This window comes from Pseudomonas cerasi (assembly GCF_027983475.1).
Classification (GTDB): Bacteria; Pseudomonadota; Gammaproteobacteria; order Pseudomonadales; family Pseudomonadaceae; genus Aquipseudomonas; species Aquipseudomonas cerasi.
The window spans coordinates 1,318,415-1,335,744 of the sequence record NZ_JAQJVM010000003.1 but is presented as its reverse complement, the minus strand read 5'-3'; the positions used below and the strand labels follow the sequence as shown (position 1 = coordinate 1,335,744).

General features: G+C 59.5%; 15 protein-coding genes and 1 tRNA gene. 10 read left to right on the top strand and 6 right to left on the bottom strand.

Annotation, left to right across the window (positions count from 1 at the left end; genetic code table 11):
• Window position 1 precedes the first annotated feature (1 nt).
• Window positions 2-394 carry a sulfurtransferase complex subunit TusD gene (tusD, locus tag PI739_RS21420; protein WP_003371788.1) on the bottom strand — a complete coding sequence of 131 codons (393 nt, stop codon included), beginning with the start codon at window positions 392-394 and terminating at the stop codon, window positions 2-4.
• 235 nt (window positions 395-629) lie between these two features.
• Between tusD and tcuC the strand changes: the two genes are divergently transcribed.
• Both tcuC and PI739_RS21410 read left to right on the top strand, forming a co-directional pair.
• On the top strand, window positions 630-1,931 hold the full coding sequence (tcuC, locus tag PI739_RS21415) for an MFS transporter (protein ID WP_003435999.1): 1,302 nt from the start codon (window positions 630-632) through the stop codon (window positions 1,929-1,931).
• Between the two features lie 15 nt (window positions 1,932-1,946).
• Window positions 1,947-2,726, top strand: a complete 780-nt coding sequence (locus tag PI739_RS21410) for a substrate-binding domain-containing protein (RefSeq protein WP_003371792.1) — start codon at window positions 1,947-1,949, stop codon at window positions 2,724-2,726.
• Here the strand turns inward: PI739_RS21410 and PI739_RS21405 are convergent.
• Both PI739_RS21405 and PI739_RS21400 read right to left on the bottom strand, forming a co-directional pair.
• Window positions 2,712-3,620, bottom strand: a complete 909-nt coding sequence (locus PI739_RS21405) for a LysR family transcriptional regulator (RefSeq protein WP_044308814.1) — start codon at window positions 3,618-3,620, stop codon at window positions 2,712-2,714. The two genes, PI739_RS21410 and PI739_RS21405, sit on opposite strands and share 15 nt — an antisense overlap.
• A 143-nt stretch (window positions 3,621-3,763) precedes the next feature.
• A tRNA-Ser gene (locus tag PI739_RS21400) sits at window positions 3,764-3,851 on the bottom strand.
• A 121-nt stretch (window positions 3,852-3,972) separates the two neighbouring features.
• Between PI739_RS21400 and PI739_RS21395 the strand changes: the two genes are divergently transcribed.
• From PI739_RS21395 to PI739_RS21370, 6 genes are all read left to right on the top strand, one after another.
• Window positions 3,973-4,644: a Bax inhibitor-1/YccA family protein gene (locus PI739_RS21395; protein WP_003317937.1), complete on the top strand. Its 672-nt coding sequence runs from the start codon at window positions 3,973-3,975 to the stop codon at window positions 4,642-4,644.
• Between the two features lie 479 nt (window positions 4,645-5,123).
• On the top strand, window positions 5,124-6,554 hold the full coding sequence (locus tag PI739_RS21390; RefSeq protein WP_003435995.1) for a serralysin family metalloprotease: 1,431 nt from the start codon (window positions 5,124-5,126) through the stop codon (window positions 6,552-6,554).
• A gap of 56 nt (window positions 6,555-6,610) precedes the next feature.
• Window positions 6,611-6,994, top strand: a complete 384-nt coding sequence (locus tag PI739_RS21385) for a protease inhibitor Inh/omp19 family protein (protein ID WP_003435993.1) — start codon at window positions 6,611-6,613, stop codon at window positions 6,992-6,994.
• Window positions 6,995-7,075: 81 nt separating this feature from the next.
• Window positions 7,076-8,872 (top strand): type I secretion system permease/ATPase, encoded by a 1,797-nt coding sequence (locus tag PI739_RS21380; RefSeq protein ID WP_054081081.1) that lies wholly within the window; start codon window positions 7,076-7,078, stop codon window positions 8,870-8,872.
• On the top strand, window positions 8,869-10,206 hold the full coding sequence (locus tag PI739_RS21375; RefSeq protein ID WP_003371807.1) for an HlyD family type I secretion periplasmic adaptor subunit: 1,338 nt from the start codon (window positions 8,869-8,871) through the stop codon (window positions 10,204-10,206). Before PI739_RS21380 ends, PI739_RS21375 begins: the two co-directional genes overlap by 4 nt.
• Window position 10,207: 1 nt before the next feature.
• Window positions 10,208-11,557, top strand: coding sequence for a TolC family outer membrane protein (locus PI739_RS21370; RefSeq protein WP_054081080.1), 1,350 nt, complete (start codon window positions 10,208-10,210; stop codon window positions 11,555-11,557).
• Here PI739_RS21370 and solA read toward each other — a convergent pair whose 3' ends face one another.
• The 3 genes from solA to PI739_RS21355 all read right to left on the bottom strand — a co-directional run bounded on the left by solA (window position 11,558) and on the right by PI739_RS21355 (window position 15,898).
• Complete coding sequence (gene solA / locus PI739_RS21365; protein ID WP_003435989.1) at window positions 11,558-12,733, bottom strand: N-methyl-L-tryptophan oxidase; 1,176 nt, start codon at window positions 12,731-12,733, stop codon at window positions 11,558-11,560. It lies immediately after the preceding gene.
• A 428-nt stretch (window positions 12,734-13,161) separates the two neighbouring features.
• A complete protein-coding gene (locus PI739_RS21360) occupies window positions 13,162-14,745 on the bottom strand; it encodes an aldehyde dehydrogenase (NADP(+)) (RefSeq protein ID WP_054081079.1) in 1,584 nt (527 codons plus the stop codon).
• A gap of 262 nt (window positions 14,746-15,007) precedes the next feature.
• Window positions 15,008-15,898: a LysR family transcriptional regulator gene (locus tag PI739_RS21355; protein WP_046719246.1), complete on the bottom strand. Its 891-nt coding sequence runs from the start codon at window positions 15,896-15,898 to the stop codon at window positions 15,008-15,010.
• A gap of 103 nt (window positions 15,899-16,001) precedes the next feature.
• On the opposite strand from PI739_RS21355, the gene PI739_RS21350 reads away from it, so the two are divergent.
• Both PI739_RS21350 and PI739_RS21345 read left to right on the top strand, forming a co-directional pair.
• Window positions 16,002-16,541, top strand: coding sequence for a GNAT family N-acetyltransferase (locus PI739_RS21350; RefSeq protein ID WP_003371825.1), 540 nt, complete (start codon window positions 16,002-16,004; stop codon window positions 16,539-16,541).
• Window positions 16,542-16,654: 113 nt separating this feature from the next.
• A complete protein-coding gene (locus tag PI739_RS21345) occupies window positions 16,655-17,299 on the top strand; it encodes a TetR/AcrR family transcriptional regulator (RefSeq protein WP_046719247.1) in 645 nt (214 codons plus the stop codon).
• Window positions 17,300-17,330 lie beyond the last annotated feature (31 nt).

Here is a 17,330-nt window from a genome sequence, read left to right as displayed (position 1 = left end):
CTCATGGCCCTCCGAAGCAGATCAGGCGATCTGCCGATTGCACGGCATCGTGCAGCTGGCCCAGCCCGGACAATTCCCATGGCTCGCGCAGGTTTGCCGCCGGCCGCTGATAACGCTCGGCCTCTTGCGTGTCGAGCACACCGCGACGCAACGCGGCGGCAATGCACACCACGCCGTCCAGCTTGTGCTCGACGATGAAGTCACGCCACTGCAGTGCCATATCCTGCTCGTCCTGCGGCGTTACGACGTTGGCCGACGCGCTGTGTACGCCGTCTTGGTAAAAGAACAACCGGACAATTTCATGCCCGCCTGCCAGCACCGCCCTGGCGAACTGCAAGGCTCGCCGAGAGGAGGGCGCGTGGGCGGCGGAAAAAAGGGAGATGGCGAATTTCATGATCGGCTCTGCCAACAAAACATGCGCAATGATAAAGAATTCAAGGGCTGGCGTGTGAGTTTGGCGCGGGTTGACCTACAAGTGCTAGGTCGGGGGTACAACTGTTTGAGTTTCGATTGATGTTTGTCGGGCATCAATCGATGAAAACATAGCACTTATCGTTTCAAAGTGTGTCCGGCAGACTCCTTCCTCACAAGCGCTTACAACACTCTAATAAGATCGCTGGAGAACATTGATGCACGGCTCATCCTCATTACGAAAAGAATCCTCCCGGTCGAAGGCAGGCGCGGTATTTCGGGTTACCTCCGGTAATTTCCTCGAGCAATTCGACTTCTTCCTGTTCGGCTTCTACGCCACCCAGATCGCCTCCGCCTTTTTCCCGGCCAGCAGTGAGTTTGCTTCGCTGATGATGACCTTCGCGGTCTTTGGTGCGGGCTTCCTGATGCGTCCGTTGGGTGCCGTGATTCTGGGCGCTTACATCGATGACGTCGGCCGGCGCAAAGGCTTGATTGTGACGCTGTCGATCATGGCCAGCGGCACGCTGCTGATCGTTCTGGTGCCCGGTTACGCGAGCATCGGCCTGTGGGCGCCTGCCCTGGTATTGGTCGGCCGCTTGCTGCAGGGCTTCTCTGCCGGTGCCGAGTTGGGTGGCGTGTCAGTGTATCTGGCGGAGATGGCGACACCCGGCCGCAAGGGCTTCTATACCAGCTGGCAGTCAGGTAGCCAGCAGGTGGCAATCGTTGTTGCCGCTGCACTGGGTTACGGCTTGAACCAATGGATGGCACCTGCTGCTGTCGCTGACTGGGGCTGGAGAATTCCGTTCGCCATCGGCTGCCTGATCATCCCGTTCATTTTCCTGCTGCGCCGCAGCCTGCAGGAAACCGAAGAGTTCGCCACACGTGCTCACCGGCCGACCATGCGACAGGTGTTCGCGACGCTGCTGCAAAACTGGCGCGTGGTGATTGCCGGAATGCTGATGGTGGCGATGACCACTACCACGTTTTACCTGATCACCATCTATGCACCGACATTCGGCAAAACCGTACTCAATCTGAGTACCTCCGATGCGCTGCTGGTGACGTTGCTGGTCGGTGTCTCCAATTTTATCTGGCTGCCGGTCGGCGGCATGTTGAGCGACCGTTTCGGGCGCAAGCCACTGTTGGTCGCGATGACGCTGCTGACCATCATCAGTGCTTACCCGGCGCTGTCTTTCCTCGCCCTGGCGCCCAGCTTCGCTCATATGCTGGAAGTGCTGTTGTGGTTCTCGTTCCTCTACGGGTTGTATAACGGCGCGATGATTCCAGCGTTGACGGAAATCATGCCGGTAGAGGTGCGTGTTGCCGGTTTTTCTCTGGCCTACAGCCTGGCGACGGCGGTTTTCGGTGGTTTCACTCCGGCGATCTCGACCTGGTTGATCCACCTCACCGGCGACAAGGCTGCACCTGCTTACTGGATGACGTTCGCTGCAGCCTGTGCGCTGGGTGCCACACTGGTGCTCTACCGGCACATCTCGACCCGCCCGCAACTGGCTGTTTAATCAAGGAAAATCACTATGAAATCGTTATACAAAACTCAATTGGCCGCGCTGTTTCTCGGCTGTATCGCGGTCAGTGCGGCGGCGCAGGCTGAACAGCTCAAGGTCATGACCTCCGGGGGCTTTACGGCTGCTTACAAACTGTTGGGACCGCAATACGCGGCGTCTTCCGGGGACTCGCTGGACACCATTCTCGGCCCATCGATGGGCAAGGCGCCCGAGGCCATTCCGAATCGTCTGGCCCGTGGCGAACACGCCGATGTGGTGATCATGGTCGGCTATGCGCTGGATGATCTGATCAAGCAAGGCAAGGTAGACCCGGCATCGCGGGTCGAGCTGGCTGACTCGCGTATCGGAATGGTGGTGAAGGAGGGTGCGGCCAAGCCTGCGATTGGCACCGACAGTGAGCTCAAGGCGACCTTGCTCAAGGCCAAGTCGGTGGCTTACTCCGACAGCGCCAGTGGCGTATACATCGAAAAAGAGCTTTTCAAAAAGCTCGGTATCGAGAAGGAACTCGCGCCGAAGGGCAAGATGATCGAGCGCATCCCGGTTGCTTCGGTGGTTGCCAAGGGCGACTACGAAGTGGGCTTTCAACAGGTTGCCGAGCTGCTGCCGATTCCCGGCGTGACGTTCGTGGCGAAGATCCCGGAAGACGTTCAGTCGGTTACCCGTTATGCCGCGGGCATCCCGGTCAATGCCGAGCACCCGAAAGAGGCGAAGGCCTTGCTGGATTACCTGGCCTCCCCGAAAGTCCAGGCCACGGTGCAGTCTACCGGGCTGGATTCAGTTCCCCGCTGAGCGTGACGGCATTTTCCTGACCAGCTGTTCCAGCTCGAGGGCTGCCGGTGTCAAGGTCCTGCCACGACGCTTGAGCAGCCCCACATTGCGCATCACCTCGGGCGCAACCAATGGCACGCTCACCAGAAACGGGTGAGCGGTCATCGGCATGGCAATCGACGGCACCGCAGCCACGCCAAGCCCGGCCTCCACCAGGCCGATCATGGTCGTGACATGGCGGGTTTCGCAGATGCTTTCCTTATGCGGGCGCGACGGGGCCAGCGCCTGATCCAGCACCAGACGATTGCCTGAAGTGATGTCCAGGGCGATGTAATCGTGACGGTACATCTCCTCCCAACTGACGCTTTCGCACATTGCCAGCGGGTGATCCCGTCTGCAGGCCATCACGTAGCGTTCCTGCAGCAGCAGTTCGAAATCCACTTCCGGCGCCAGATTGCCGCTGAAACTCACCCCGAAATCGGCTTCGCCCAGGGCAACCGCACTGTTGACCTCATTGGCGCTGGCGTCCATGACCCGAATTCTGATTTTCGGAAACAGCTGGTGGAAGGCGCTGATCACCTGAGGCATGAAGTAATAGGCGGCTGAAGGTACGCAGGCAATCGTCACGCTGCCCATACGCGTGGAGCCGACGCCGTCGATGGTCATCAATGCGCTGTCCAGATCGTCCAGAATGCGCTCGACCTGAGGCAGAAATGCGCGGCCAACCGTGGTCAGGCTGACCCTGCGGGTGGTCCGCTCGAACAGCTTCACATTCAGCGCAGATTCGAGCTTTTCTATCCGCCGACTGAGCGCAGGCTGGGTGATCTGTACGGTTTCAGCGGCCTTGCGGAAGCTGCCATTCTCGACCACGGCACGAAATGCCTGGAGGTCGTTGAGGTCGAAATTGATGGGCATTACGTAACCAGGATGATTGATTCGGTCTGGACATCAATATATCAGGTTGCGCACGTCAGCTCGCAAGGCGGGGAGGCGGGAGGGTTTCGTTGGCACCAGAAACGACAAAGCCCTGAATAATCAGGGCTTTGCGCTGCCAAATATGGCGGAGGCATAGAGATTCGAACTCTAGGACCTGTTACAGTCGGCAGTTTTCAAGACTGCTGCCTTAAACCACTCGGCCATACCTCCACTTCGTTGCGGGCGCCATAATACCGGAATGAAACAAGCTGTCAAACTCTGTGACTAGCCAGTTGCAGCGCCTCTGTTATGATCTTTGCAACTCAACATTTCAACAGCAAGGAGTTTCGCCATGCGCGAACAGGATTACAGCCTTAAAACCGGCATGCAGGCCGACCAGCTCGAGGTTAGTCGTGTCCTGCGCAATACTTACGGTCTTCTCGCCCTGACACTGGCTTTCAGTGGTGTCATGGCATTCGTCGCTCAGCAGATGCGCGTCGGCTACCCGAACATTTTTGTGGTGCTGATCGGCTTCTACGGTCTGTTCTTCCTGACCAACAAGCTGCGTGATTCGGTCTGGGGCCTGGTGTCGACCTTCGCCCTGACAGGTTTCATGGGCTTCCTGCTGGGCCCGATCCTCAACCGTTACCTGGGCATGGCCGGTGGTGCTGAAGTGGTCAGCTCCGCCTTTGCGATGACGGCTCTGGTATTCGGCGGCCTGTCAGCCTACGTACTGATTACCCGCAAGGACATGAGTTTCCTGGGTGGTTTCATCACCGCAGGTTTCTTCGTTCTGCTGGGTGCGGTAGTGGCCGGCATGTTCTTCCAGATCAGCGGTCTGCAGCTGGCTATCAGCGCGGGCTTCGTACTGTTCTCGTCGGTGTGCATTCTGTTCCAGACCAGCGCGATCATTCAGGGTGGTGAGCGTAACTACATCATGGCGACGGTCAGCCTGTATGTATCGATCTACAACCTGTTCATCAGCCTGCTGCAGATCTTCGGCATCATGAGCCGCGACGACTGATCAACAAGGCCTGACTACTCAGGCCGCTCTGCTTGAAAAAAGCCCCGACTCGTCGGGGCTTTTTGCGTTTCTGAGGTACGCAAAAGTGTCAGCCTTGGCCAATGATAATGCTGGCGAAAGTTCCGTTCCCTGCGATTGGCTGGCGAGGGTAACTACCCCATGGCATTCGTGCTCCGTCAGCACCGTAAAATCCTGACCTATCAGTCATATTTATCAACCTTGTTACAGTCTACTCAGGCGTTTATCGGCTATCTCGTCATCACAAAAAATAATATCAGGCGATTCCCCAATGGCTGTAGGTGCTTGCCCATTTGGGGCCACTTGACATCATCGAGCAGCGCTGGACACAAGATTTCAAGATGTGTCAGTTTTGTTACGCAACGCGATTTTACGCTTCGCAAAGCGAGTGACTGGACTCTCTCGCTACAGGGGAGAGTCCTGTCGTACCTAACCTGTCACACAGCAAACAAGGAAGTGTCATGACGAAAGTCAAAGAAAATGCTGCAATCCAACTTTCCGCTGCTACCAGCACCTCTTTCGACCAGATCAATGCGTTCGCGCACCAGTATGACCGTGGCGGCAACCTCACGATCAATGGCAAGCCCTCGTATTCGGTCGATCAGGCCGCTGATTATATTCTTCGCGACAACGCCGCCTGGACGGATCGCGATGGCAACGGCACCATCAACCTCACTTACACGTTCCTGACGGCCAAGCCTGCCGGGTTCGACAATTCGCTGGGGACTTTCAGTGCGTTCAACGCGCAGCAGAAAGCACAGGCGGTATTGTCGATGCAATCCTGGGCAGACGTCGCCAAGGTCAGCTTTACCCAGGCGGCTTCCGGCGGCGACGGGCATATGACCTTCGGTAACTACAGCAACGGCAGCGCGGGCGGGGCAGCCTTTGCCTACCTGCCCAGCGGCAACAGCCGCACTGACGGCCAGTCCTGGTACCTTGTCGATAACAGCTACAAGGTCAACACCACCCCGGACAATGGCAACTACGGCCGTCAGACCCTCACTCATGAAATCGGCCATACCCTGGGCCTGTCTCACCCGGGTGACTACAACGCGGGCGAGGGCAATCCGAGCTACAAGGACGCCACTTACGCAGAAGACACCCGTGGCTACAGCGTCATGAGTTACTGGAGTGAGTCCAACACTGACCAGAACTTCGTCAAGGGCGGCGCTCCGTCGTACTCTTCGGCACCGTTGCTGGATGACATCACTGCCGTTCAGCAGCTCTATGGCGCGAACATGAGCACCCGTGCCGGTGATACGGTCTATGGATTCAACTCCACTGCCGGGCGCGATTTCTACAGCGCCACGTCCGCCTCTTCCAAGGTGGTGTTCTCGGTGTGGGATGGCGGGGGCAAGGATACCCTCGACTTCTCCGGCTTCACCCAGAACCAGAAGATCAACCTCAATGCCGCGTCGTTCTCGGATGTCGGTGGCATGGTGGGCAACGTTTCGATCGCCAAGGGTGTGGTGGTTGAAAACGCGGTGGGCGGTTCGGGCAATGACCTGTTGATCGGCAATGCTGCCGCCAACGACCTCAAGGGTGGTGCCGGCAACGACATCATCTACGGTGGTGGCGGCGCCGACAGCCTGACCGGTGGTGCGGGTGCCGACATCTTCGTGTTTGGCGCCAGCTCCGACTCCAACCGTGCGGGCCAGGATACGATTCGTGATTTCGTCAGCGGTCAGGACAAGATCGACGTATCGGCCATTTCCACGCTGAGCGCGCTGCAGTTCGTCAACGCATTCAGCGGCCACGCTGGCGAGGCGATCCTCAACTATAACCAGAGCAGCAATCTGGGCAGTCTGGCGATCGACTTCACCGGACAGGGCTTGGGGGACTTCCTCGTGGGGACCGTTGGTCAAGCGTTGGCTACTGATATCGTGGTTTAATCTGTAACAATCATGGACGACCCTGCGGTCGTCCATGATCTGGAAAGTACCCCGTCATGAAGATCAAACACGTTTTTCGAATCGTGCCGGCCGCCTTTGCGTTGCTGGCGGGTATTTCTGGAGCAAGCATGGCCATGAGTTTGAAACTGCCCGATCCTGCTGAACTCAGCGGCAAATGGCGACTTTCTCTTCAGGGAAAGACGAACGAAGTCTGTGAATTGCACCTCAATATCGATGTACCAAAACTGACGGGCGATCTCGCCTGCGCAGTGAAGTGGTTGCACGAAGCACCCACTGGCTGGTTCCCGACTCCGGATGGCCTGGCGTTCACCGACAAGGAAGGCAATCGCCTGATTCACCTCAATAACATGGGGGAGCAGATCTATCAGGCGAGTCTGCCCGACGGTGAGGTGCTGGTCCTTGGACGGCTCGCCGATTAAGCGTTTCATGGATATGCGCGAGTTGTTTGTCAAAACCCAGGGATGTCACTCCGTCACAGGCAAGACCATCAAGGAACAACCATGAGTGCGTTGCCCCAAAGCGCCCGGCCGCCGCTTTATAAAGCGCTGGCTGATTACAAGAGCGCGTTGATTGGTGTCGGTTGCTTTACCGCCCTGATCAACGTGCTGATGCTCGCCCCATCGATTTACATGCTGCAAGTCTATGACCGCGTACTGACGTCGCAGAACCAGACCACCCTGGCCATGCTGACGCTGATGGTAGTCGGGTTCTTTGCGTTTATCGGCTTGCTGGAGATGATCCGCAGCTTTGTGGTGATCCGCATCGGCAGCGAGCTGGAAAAGCGTTTCAATCTGCGCGTCTATCAGGCCGCGTTCGAGAGCAATCTGCACGCCGGGCAGCGTCAGGCCGGACAGGCGCTGGGTGACCTGACCTTCATCCGCCAGTTTCTCACCGGGCCGGCGTTGTTCGCGTTTTTCGACGCCCCGTGGTTCCCCATCTACCTGGCGGTGATCTTCCTTTTCGACCCCTGGCTTGGCGTGCTCGCCAGCGTGGGCACGGTGTTGCTGGTCGGACTGGCCTGCCTCAACGAATGGCTGACCCGCAAACCGCTGGCCGAAGCCAGCGGTTACTCGCAGCAGTCCGCACAATTGGCGACCCGACACCTGCAACAGGCCGAGGCGATCCAGGCGATGGGCATGCTCGAAGTGTTGCGGCGCCGTTGGTTCCATGTGCATGGGCGCTTTCTGGCCCTGCAAAACCGGGCCAGTGACACTGGCGCGGTGATCAGTTCGATCAGCAAGGCCCTGCGTCTGTGTCTGCAGTCGCTGGTGCTGGGCTTGGGCGCATTGCTGGTGATAAACGGAGACATGACCGCCGGCATGATGATCGCCGGTTCGATCCTCATGGGGCGGGTCCTCAGCCCCATCGATCAATTGATCGCCGTCTGGAAACAATGGAGTTCTGCACGCCTGGCTTACGGGCGCCTCGACCAGTTGCTCAAGACCTACGCCGAGCCCGCGCCGCGCATGCCACTGCCGGCACCGCGCGGTCAGATCAGCGCGGAACAGGTCAGTGCTGCGCCTCCCGGCAAAACGTCGCCGACCATTCAGCAAGTGAGCTTCCAGTTGCAGGCCGGTGAAGTGCTCGGCGTGCTGGGCGCATCCGGCTCCGGCAAATCGACCCTGGCACGCGTGTTGGTCGGTGTCTGGCCAGTGCTGGGCGGAACGGTACGTCTTGATGGTGCTGACATGCATCGCTGGGACCGAGAGGCGCTGGGCCCCTATATCGGTTATCTGCCGCAGGACATCGAGCTGTTCGGCGGCAGCGTGGCAGAAAACATCGCGCGTTTTCGCGAGGGTGATGCGAGCGCTGTGGTTGCTGCCGCGCAACTGGCGGGCGTACACGAATTGATTCTGCGCCTGCCGCAGGGCTATGACACGCGGCTGGGCGATGATGGCGCTGGCTTGTCCGGAGGTCAGAAACAGCGCGTCGCGCTGGCCCGCGCGTTGTATGGCGATCCACGACTGGTGGTGCTCGATGAGCCCAATTCCAATCTGGATGCCGCGGGTGAAGCGGCGCTGACCCAGGCGATTGCTGAACTCAAGACCCGCGGCTGCACCGTTGTGCTCGTCACCCACCGCACACAGTCTCTGAACCAGACCGATCGTCTGCTGGTGCTGAGCGAAGGTCGCATGCAGGCATTCGGCGCCACGGCTCAGGTGTTGCAGGCCTTGTCCGGGCAGACCTCACCCGCGCAAGCACCGCAAGCACACCCCCAATCGCAATCTCGCCCGGCACCTGCCGGGCTTTCCATGAGCCGTCAGTACGGCACGCAGAACAGGCAGTCCGACGTATGAACAGCCCTATCGACACTCATTACGCCGTGCCGGGCAAGGAGCGCGGCGTGCAGTTCTTCGTTCGCGCGGGCTGGATTCTCATGCTGGCAGGGGCGGGCAGCTTCTTTTTGTGGGCCAGTCTCGCTCCTCTGGATCAGGGTATTGCCGTGCAGGGGACGGTAGTTGTTTCTGGCAAGCGCAAGGCCGTGCAGTCGCTGGATGGCGGTGTGGTCAGCAAAATTCTGGTCAGTGAAGGCCAATTGGTGAAAGAGGGCGAGCCGCTGTTTCGCCTTGATCAGACTCAGGTCGAAGCCGACGTGCAATCGCTGCGAGCCCAGTATCGAATGGCCTGGGCCAGCCTGGCGCGCTGGCAAAGCGAGCGCGACAACCTTGACGAGGTGCGCTTTCCTGCAGAACTGATTGCCGCCGGGCAGGGGCAAGATCCCGACCCACGGCTGGCGCTGGTGCTTGAAGGGCAGCGGCAGTTGTTCAGCAGCCGACGCCAGGCCCTGGCGCGCGAGCAATCCGGCTTGCAGGCGAGTATCGAGGGTGCCGGACTGCAGCTCGCCGGCATGCGCCGTGCCCGCTCGGACTTGCTGGCTCAGGCTGATTCGCTACGCAAGCAACTGAGTAACCTGGAGCCGCTGGCGCAGAACGGGTTCATTCCCGGCAATCGCTTGCTGGAGTTCCAGCGTCAGCTTTCTCAGGTGCAACAGAGCCTGGCGCAAAACGCAGGCGAAACCGGACGTATAGAGCAAGGTATCGTCGAGTCGCGCCTGCGCCTTCAGCAGCAGCGCGAGGAGTACCAGAAAGAGGTGCGCAGCCAATGGGCCGATGCCCAGGTCAAGGCGCTTACCCTTGAGCAGCAACTGGCCTCGGCCGGTTTCAGTCTGCAACACAGCGCAATCCTTGCGCCGGCTGATGGCATCGCCGTCAATCTGGGCGTGCACACCGAAGGTGCTGTGGTGCGTGCCGGTGAAACCCTGCTGGAAATCGTCCCGCAGGGTACACGTCTGGAAGTCGAAGGGCGGCTGCCGGTGCAACTGATCGACAAGGTCGCCAGCCATCTGCCGGTCGACATCCTCTTTACTGCATTCAATCAAAGCCGCACTCCACGGGTTTCCGGCGAAGTGAGCCTGATTTCCGCCGACCAGATGCAGGATGAAAAAACCGGCCAGCCGTATTACGTGCTGCGCACCTCGGTGGGCGACGCGGCGCTGGAAAAACTCAACGGGCTGGTGATCAAACCCGGTATGCCCGCTGAAATGTTCGTGCGCACGGGTGAACGCTCGCTGCTCAATTATCTGTTCAAACCTTTGCTGGACCGTGCCGGCTCCGCGTTGACGGAGGAATAGGATGTTTCGCCATCCCCTTAAAGCCGCTTTGCTGACGGCCATCCTGCTGGGCATTGCACCTTTGAGCCAGGCCATGGGCCCGTTTCAGGTCTATGAACTGGCGCTTCGCAATGACCCGGTTTATCTGGGCGCACTCAAGGAGCGCGACGCAGGCCTGGAAAACCGGGTGATCGGTCGTGCCGGCTTGTTACCTCGCGTTTCATACAGCTACAACAAGGGTCGCAACGATTCCAAGGCGACCCTCAAAGGCAGCGCTCAAGACACCACTGACCATCGCCACTACAACAGTTTTGGTTCGAGCCTGACGGTTCAGCAGCCATTGATCGATTACGAGGCGTACGCCAATTACCGCAAGGGGCTGGCCCAGGCGCTGTTTGCCGACGAGACCTTTCGCAGCAAGAGCCAGGAATTACTGGTGCGGGTGTTGACCCTCTACACCCAGGCACTCTTCGCCCAGGACCAGATCAATATCGCGCGTGCCAAGCAGCAGGCGTTCGAACGCCAGTTCGCGCAGAACCGACAGATGTTCGAGCAGGGAGAGGGCACGCGCACCGATATTCTCGAAGCCGAATCGCGCAACGAACTGGCGATTGCCGAGCAGATCGAAGCCAGCGATGAGCAGGACGCGGCCTTGCGCGAGCTTGCCGCGTTGCTGGGCGAGCCGAGTATCGATGTTACGCAACTGGACCCGTTGAGGGACAGCTTTCAGGCGTTGGTCCTGGCGCCGTCCAGCTTTACCGAGTGGCATGCGCTGGCGATGGCCAACAGCCCGATTCTGGCTTCGCAACGTCAGTCCCTGGAAGTGGCGCGATACGAGGTGGAGCGCAATCGCGCGGGGCATCTGCCGACGGTGAATGCTTACGCAAGTATCCGTCAGAATGAATCGGACAGCGGCAACACCTACAATCAGCGTTACGACACCAACACGATAGGCATCGAGCTCAGTCTTCCGCTGTACGCCGGAGGTGGCACCAGTGCCTCGGTGCGCCAGGCCAACAGCAAGCGCGAGCAGGCTGAATACGAGCTGGAGGGCAAGACCCGCGAAACCCTGATCGAGCTGCGTCGCCAGTTCAACGCCTGTGCGTCAGGGGTGGGCAAGTTGCGCGCCTACCAGAAGGCGCTGATCTCGGCGCAGGCACTGGTCGAGTCGACCCGCCAGAGCATTCTGGGTGGCGAGCGCATCAGCCTGGATGCCCTCAACGCCGAGCAGCAGCTCTACAGTACCCGTCGCGATCTGGCAAAAGCCCGTTACGACTATTTGATGGCCTGGATCAAACTGCATTACTACGCGGGCACCTTGCGTGACACCGATCTGGCGCGCATCGACGAGGCGTTCGTGGTGGCGCGCTGATCAAGCCTGCCTGGCGAAGCGTTGTAATGAAAAGGCCGAGAGATCCATATCGCTCTCGCCATCAATACAGCGCTGCGCCAGCGCCAGTCCGAGCCCGGCCGAATGCTTGAAGCCGTGGCCGGAACAGGCCGAGACCACCGTCACATTTTTCAGGTGCGGATGTTCATCGATGATGAAGTGGCAGTCCGGCGTGACCGTGTAAGCGCACACCGAAGACTTGACCACCTTTGGCGTCAGTCCCGCTATCCTGCCCTGCACCTGGGTGCGGAACATTTCCTGTTCTTCCCGCGCGGAGATGGTACGGTCCAGCTGGTCCGCCGCTGACGTCTCGCTGTATTGCTCGGTGGCGACCTTCATGCTGTTTTCACCGGGCAGCGGCGGGAAGCCGTAGTTGACATCGGCGTCGCCCGGCCCGTGACTCAGGATGAAGCTTGGCGACCGCGCAGCAAAGGCAGCCTCGTGCTGCAACTCGAACCAGAACAGCTTTTGCCGGCACACCCGCAGCAGGTCGCTGAACGGTGCGCCGAGCAGCCCGGATGACCACATGCCCGCGCTGACCACGACCTTGTCGGCGATGATCGAGCCCTTGTCGGTGGTGATTCGTACCTGATCGCCATGCGCCTGTAAGTGCGTGACCGTTTCATGGGTCAGCAAACGCGCGCCATGTTGCCTTGCCAGCTTGAGCTGTACGGCGATGCAGCGCTCGGGCCGAACGAATCCGCCTTCGGGTTCGAAATAGCCGATAGCGCTGTCCAGTACAGGAGCGAACTGAGGGAAGCGCTCGCGAATCGCTGCGGCCGCCAGTACCTCGTGCTTCACCCCATAAGTACGGGCCAGCGCGATGGTCTGATGGGTGAAGTCGTTGACGTCCTCGGGATCGTAGGCCGGGCTTGAGGTCATCACCAGCACACCGCATTGCTCGAACAGCGATTCGCCGCTCAATGCTTCAAGTTCGCGCCAGATGCGCTGCGAGCTGCGTACCAAGGGCAGGTATTGCGGACCTTCACCGGCTGACAGCCGCGTGATGCGTGTATCGCCGTGACTGGAGCCTTGTGTGTGCGGAGGGTCGTAGCGGTCGATGCCAATCACATCGACTCCGGCCTTTGCCAGCTGATAGGCAGTGGCTGCACCCATGGCACCCAGGCCGAGTACGGCCACTTTACAACGCTGTTGCATAGGGGAGCCTCGATAAATGGTCTATCTCACTATGGACAGCCTGTCGAATCAACCGCCAAACGTGCATAAGGTTATGTCAGGCGACCTCGTGGGCCATTACAGATGCCATCACACCGGGATTGCAGGCACCCGTCAAAAATTTACGCTTGCACTGCTCAGGGTTTTTAAGGTCCGAAATCGATGAAAAGTTGTCCACGGAAATCGTGGGTATGTCTGTGGGTAACTTTTTGAAACCCTTGTTACACGTGGCTTACAGCTGTGTGGTTATTTTATGAACAGCCCATGTTTTGCACTTCTATGGTGCTGTCGTCCGGGTACAAAACCGGTCCGCTGTAAGCGAATTCGGGCACAAAAAAGAAATATTTTCCAAAAAAAAGCGCGACCCTGATCAGGTCGCGCTGCTTTGCTGCGGGTTCAACCGACGGCTATCAAGCGACAGGCTGATCGCTCCATTCGCCATTGACCAGACGACGCAGGCCCAGCGGGTTGGCGTTCTGCAACGCGGGTGGCAACTGGCTGTCCGCCAGGTTCTGATAGCAGACCGGGCGCAGGAAACGGTCGATGGCGAGGGTGCCCACCGAAGTACCGCGCGCGTCCGAAGTTGCCGGATACGGACCGCCGTGAACCATGGCTTCACAGACCTCGACACCGGTCGGGTAGCCGTTGAACAGAATGCGCCCGACTTTCTCTTCGAGAATCGGTTGCAGCCAGCTGTACTGGCTCAAGTCCGCAGGCTCGCCGATCACCGTCGCAGTCAGCTGACCACGCAAGGCTTGCAGCGCGTCCTTCAACTGCGCATCGTCAGCGACTTCGATCAGCAGCGTGGTCGGGCCGAAGACTTCCTCTTGCAATAACTGATCGCCGTCCAGCAGCAGGCTGACGTCAGCCTTGAACAACTGCGCCTGAGCCTGCTTGCCTTCCTGAGGCTTGCCGGCCAGATGTGTCACGCCAGGATGCGCCAGAAGATGTTCCACACCCTCGCTATAGCTGCGCAGGCCACCCGCGTTGAGCATGGTCTGCGGAGCCTGACTGCCCATCTGTTCGGTCAGTTGCTCGATGAATGTCGAGAACGCCGGAGAACGCAAGCCGATGACCACGCCGGGATTGGTGCAGAACTGGCCGGCACCCATGACCACCGAGCCGGCAAGCTCCTTGGCCACGGTTTCACCACGTGCCTGCAAGGCGCCTGGCAGCAGCACGACCGGGTTGATACTGGACATTTCGGCAAACACCGGAATGGGTTGTGGACGCTCGGCGGCCATTTTGCACAGGGCGTTACCGCCGTTCAGCGAGCCGGTGAAACCGACCGCCTGGATGGCCGGGTGCTTGACCAGACCTTCGCCGACGCCGTTGCCGAAGATCATGTTGAACACGCCTTTCGGCATCTGCGTACGCTCGGCAGCGCGAATGATGGCGCTGGCCACCAGATCGGCAGTCGCCATGTGACCGCTGTGCGCCTTGAACACCACCGGGCAACCGGCGGCCAGTGCCGCTGCGGTATCACCGCCCGCAGTGGAAAACGCCAGCGGGAAGTTGCTCGCCCCGAACACGGCAACCGGGCCCACGCCGATGCGGTACTGGCGCAGGTCGACGCGTGGCAGCGGCTTGCGATCCGGCAGCGCCAGGTCGATACGGGCACCGACGAAATCACCGCGACGCAGAACCTTGGAAAACAGACGCATCTGGCCACTGGTGCGACCGCGCTCACCCTGAATGCGCGCCTGGGGCAGGGCGGTTTCCTGGCAGACGATGGCGACGAAGTCATCGCCCAGGCCGTCAAGCTCATCAGCAATGGCGTCGAGGAAGTCGGCGCGACGGGCCGGGCTCAGTTGACGATATTCCGGGAATGCAGCCTTGGCAGCCAGTGCCGCGGCGTCGATTTCGCCGTCGGTGGCCTGATGAAAGCTGTAAGGCAGCTCTTCACCGGTGGTGGCATCCAGGCTTTTTTGCAGGCTCTGGCCCAAAGCGCTGCGGCCGCCAGCGATGAAGTTCTGGCCGAGAATGTTAGGCATCGGTATCTCCTGTTGTTTTGAGGTTGGAGGTCGGCAGGGAAGGTATCCGGACCGGCGCTCCTTATGGGTTGCCGAGTTGCTTTACAGATTGTCAGTGATGGGGCGTCTAAAAGCAGGCCAGCCATCATTTTTTCAGTTATCAGTGGGCAGTCATCGTACAACCTGATTCGCTGCCTGTGCAACTGTCGACCTTATTTGCCAGGCCGAGTGCCTTTACCTTTTACAGTGCATGAGCGCAGTCAGGTCCTATCGTGGCGCGCGTTCATGACCTTTTAAGGTCTTGCAATGCATCCAGCACCTGACGCAGGGCCTTGCTGACCGGTTTGTCCTGGCGCAAGGCAATTCCCAATGTGCGACTCAGCGCTGTGGCCAGGGGCAGCATTTGCAAGCCGCGGCGATGGTGCAGCGCAGCAACGGCCATCCGCGGCACGATGCTGTAGCCCAGGCCTGCAGCGACCATTTCCTTGATCGCTTCGATGCTGCCCAGTTCCATGACCGGTTTTACCCGAATCCCTGCGTGCAGGAACCATTCATCGATCAGCAGGCGCGTGCTGCTGCCTGCTTCGAATACGACCAGTGGCTGTGCGCTGAGGCGCTCCGGGGTCATGTGTGCCGGCATCGGTCGCTGGCTGCTGGCGAAAATCGCCACGAACTCATCTTCGAGCAGCGGTGTGATGTGCAGGCTGCGGCCGGAGGCGGGCAGGGTGACCAGTGCCAGGTCCAGAAGGTTTTCTTCGACCGCCTTGAGGATGCCGTCGGTGTTGCCGGTGCTGACGCGCACATCCAGTTCGGGGAAGCGCCGACGCAGCGCCTGCAACATGGGCGGCAGCAGATGGATGCAGGCTGTTGCGCCGGTGCCGATGGCGACTTTCCCGGCAATGCCGCTGGCATGGCTGGACAGCGCCTGCAGGGCGTCTTCGACCACGGCATCGATGCGCGCGATATGCTCCAGCAGTACATTGCCTGCGGAGGTGGGTTTGAGGCGTTTGCCAACCCTTTCTATCAGTTGCAGCTTCAGTTGATCTTCCAGTTGTCGCACGTGCAGGCTGACCGCTGGCTGGGTCAGGTGCAAACGCTCTGCCGCCGCGGAAAAACTGCCATGGGCGATGACCAGCGAAAATGTGTGCAGGTGATTGAGGTTCAGCCGACGCATGACAAAGTATTTCTTATACTGTGGATGACAAATCATAGCTTTTTTAATGCTGTGACGGGCTGCATCATTACGGCCTTCACACACATTCGTACAGAGCCTGGACATGACTTCAACCCTTGACCTGCGTGACGCCCGCGACGATGACATGCCCGCCGTGCAGGCGATTTACGCTGACCATGTGCTGCACGGGATTTCCAGCTTCGAGCTGGAGCCGCCCGATCTGGCCGAATTGCTGCAGCGTCGTCGCATGGTCCTCGCCAAAGGCTTGCCGTATCTGGTCGCCGAGCGCGCCGGAGAAATTGTCGGCTATGGCTATGTCACGCCGTATCGACCTCGCCCAGGCTACCGCTTTACCGTGGAGGATTCGGTGTACGTGCGCGACGGACTCGGCGGTCAGGGGATCGGCCAGGCGCTGTTGAGCGCCCTGGTGCAGCACTGTGAAGCGGGCGGCTGGCGGCAGATGATTGCGGTTATCGGCAATAGCCAGAATATCGCTTCGTTGCGCCTGCATGAGCGTCTTGGCTTTCGCCGGGTCGGCGTGTTCGAATCGGTCGGTTTCAAGCATGGCCGCTGGGTAGACACGGTACTGATGCAGCGCATGCTGGGCGAGGGCTGGGCCAGTGTTCCAGTGGAGCGCACCTGACCCTGCCATGGCTCTGCTGTACAAAATTAAATTGTCGAACAATCTGGCTCAATAGCGTTGCCAGCGCTTGCCTGAATCGTTAGGGTACGCGGCTGTTCAAGAAGGAGCCTGATATGACTCGGCATGACCCCACGGAAAAGGGCACGGCAGTCACTCGACAGCGACGCGCGCCAAAGGGCGAGAAGCGCCGGGAAGAACTGCTCGATGCGGCCCTGCAAGTGTTTTCCCTTGAAGGCTACACCGGCGCTTCAGTGGCCAAGGTGGCAGCCATCGTCGGTATTTCCGTCGCCGGACTGCTGCACCATTTTCCGAGCAAGATCTCGCTGCTGATGGGCGTGCTGGAGCGACGCGATGAGGTCAACGGCCGAATTGCTGCTGAAGTCCGCACCGATAACACCCTGACCGGTCTGCTCGGCGGCTTGCGCGCGATCAACCGCTCCAACGCTACGGCGCCCGGCGTGGTACGTGCGTTTTCGATCCTCAATGCGGAAAGTCTGCTGGAAAACCAGCCTGCCTTTGAATGGTTCCAGACGCGCTACAAGCGCATTCACGCGCACTTGCTGGGACAGTTTTCGGCCTTGGTGGAACGCGGGGAGGTACGTGCGGATGTGGATCTGGACAAGATCATCCGGCAGATTCTGGCGATGATGGATGGTTTGCAGATTCAGTGGTTACGCTTTCCCGATCAGGTGGACCTGGTCGAGTGTTTCGATACCTACATTGCGCAGGTCGATGCAGCGGTAAGGGCTCGTCCCTGAGCCTTTATTTGTCCGTTTACCCTTCAGTCAG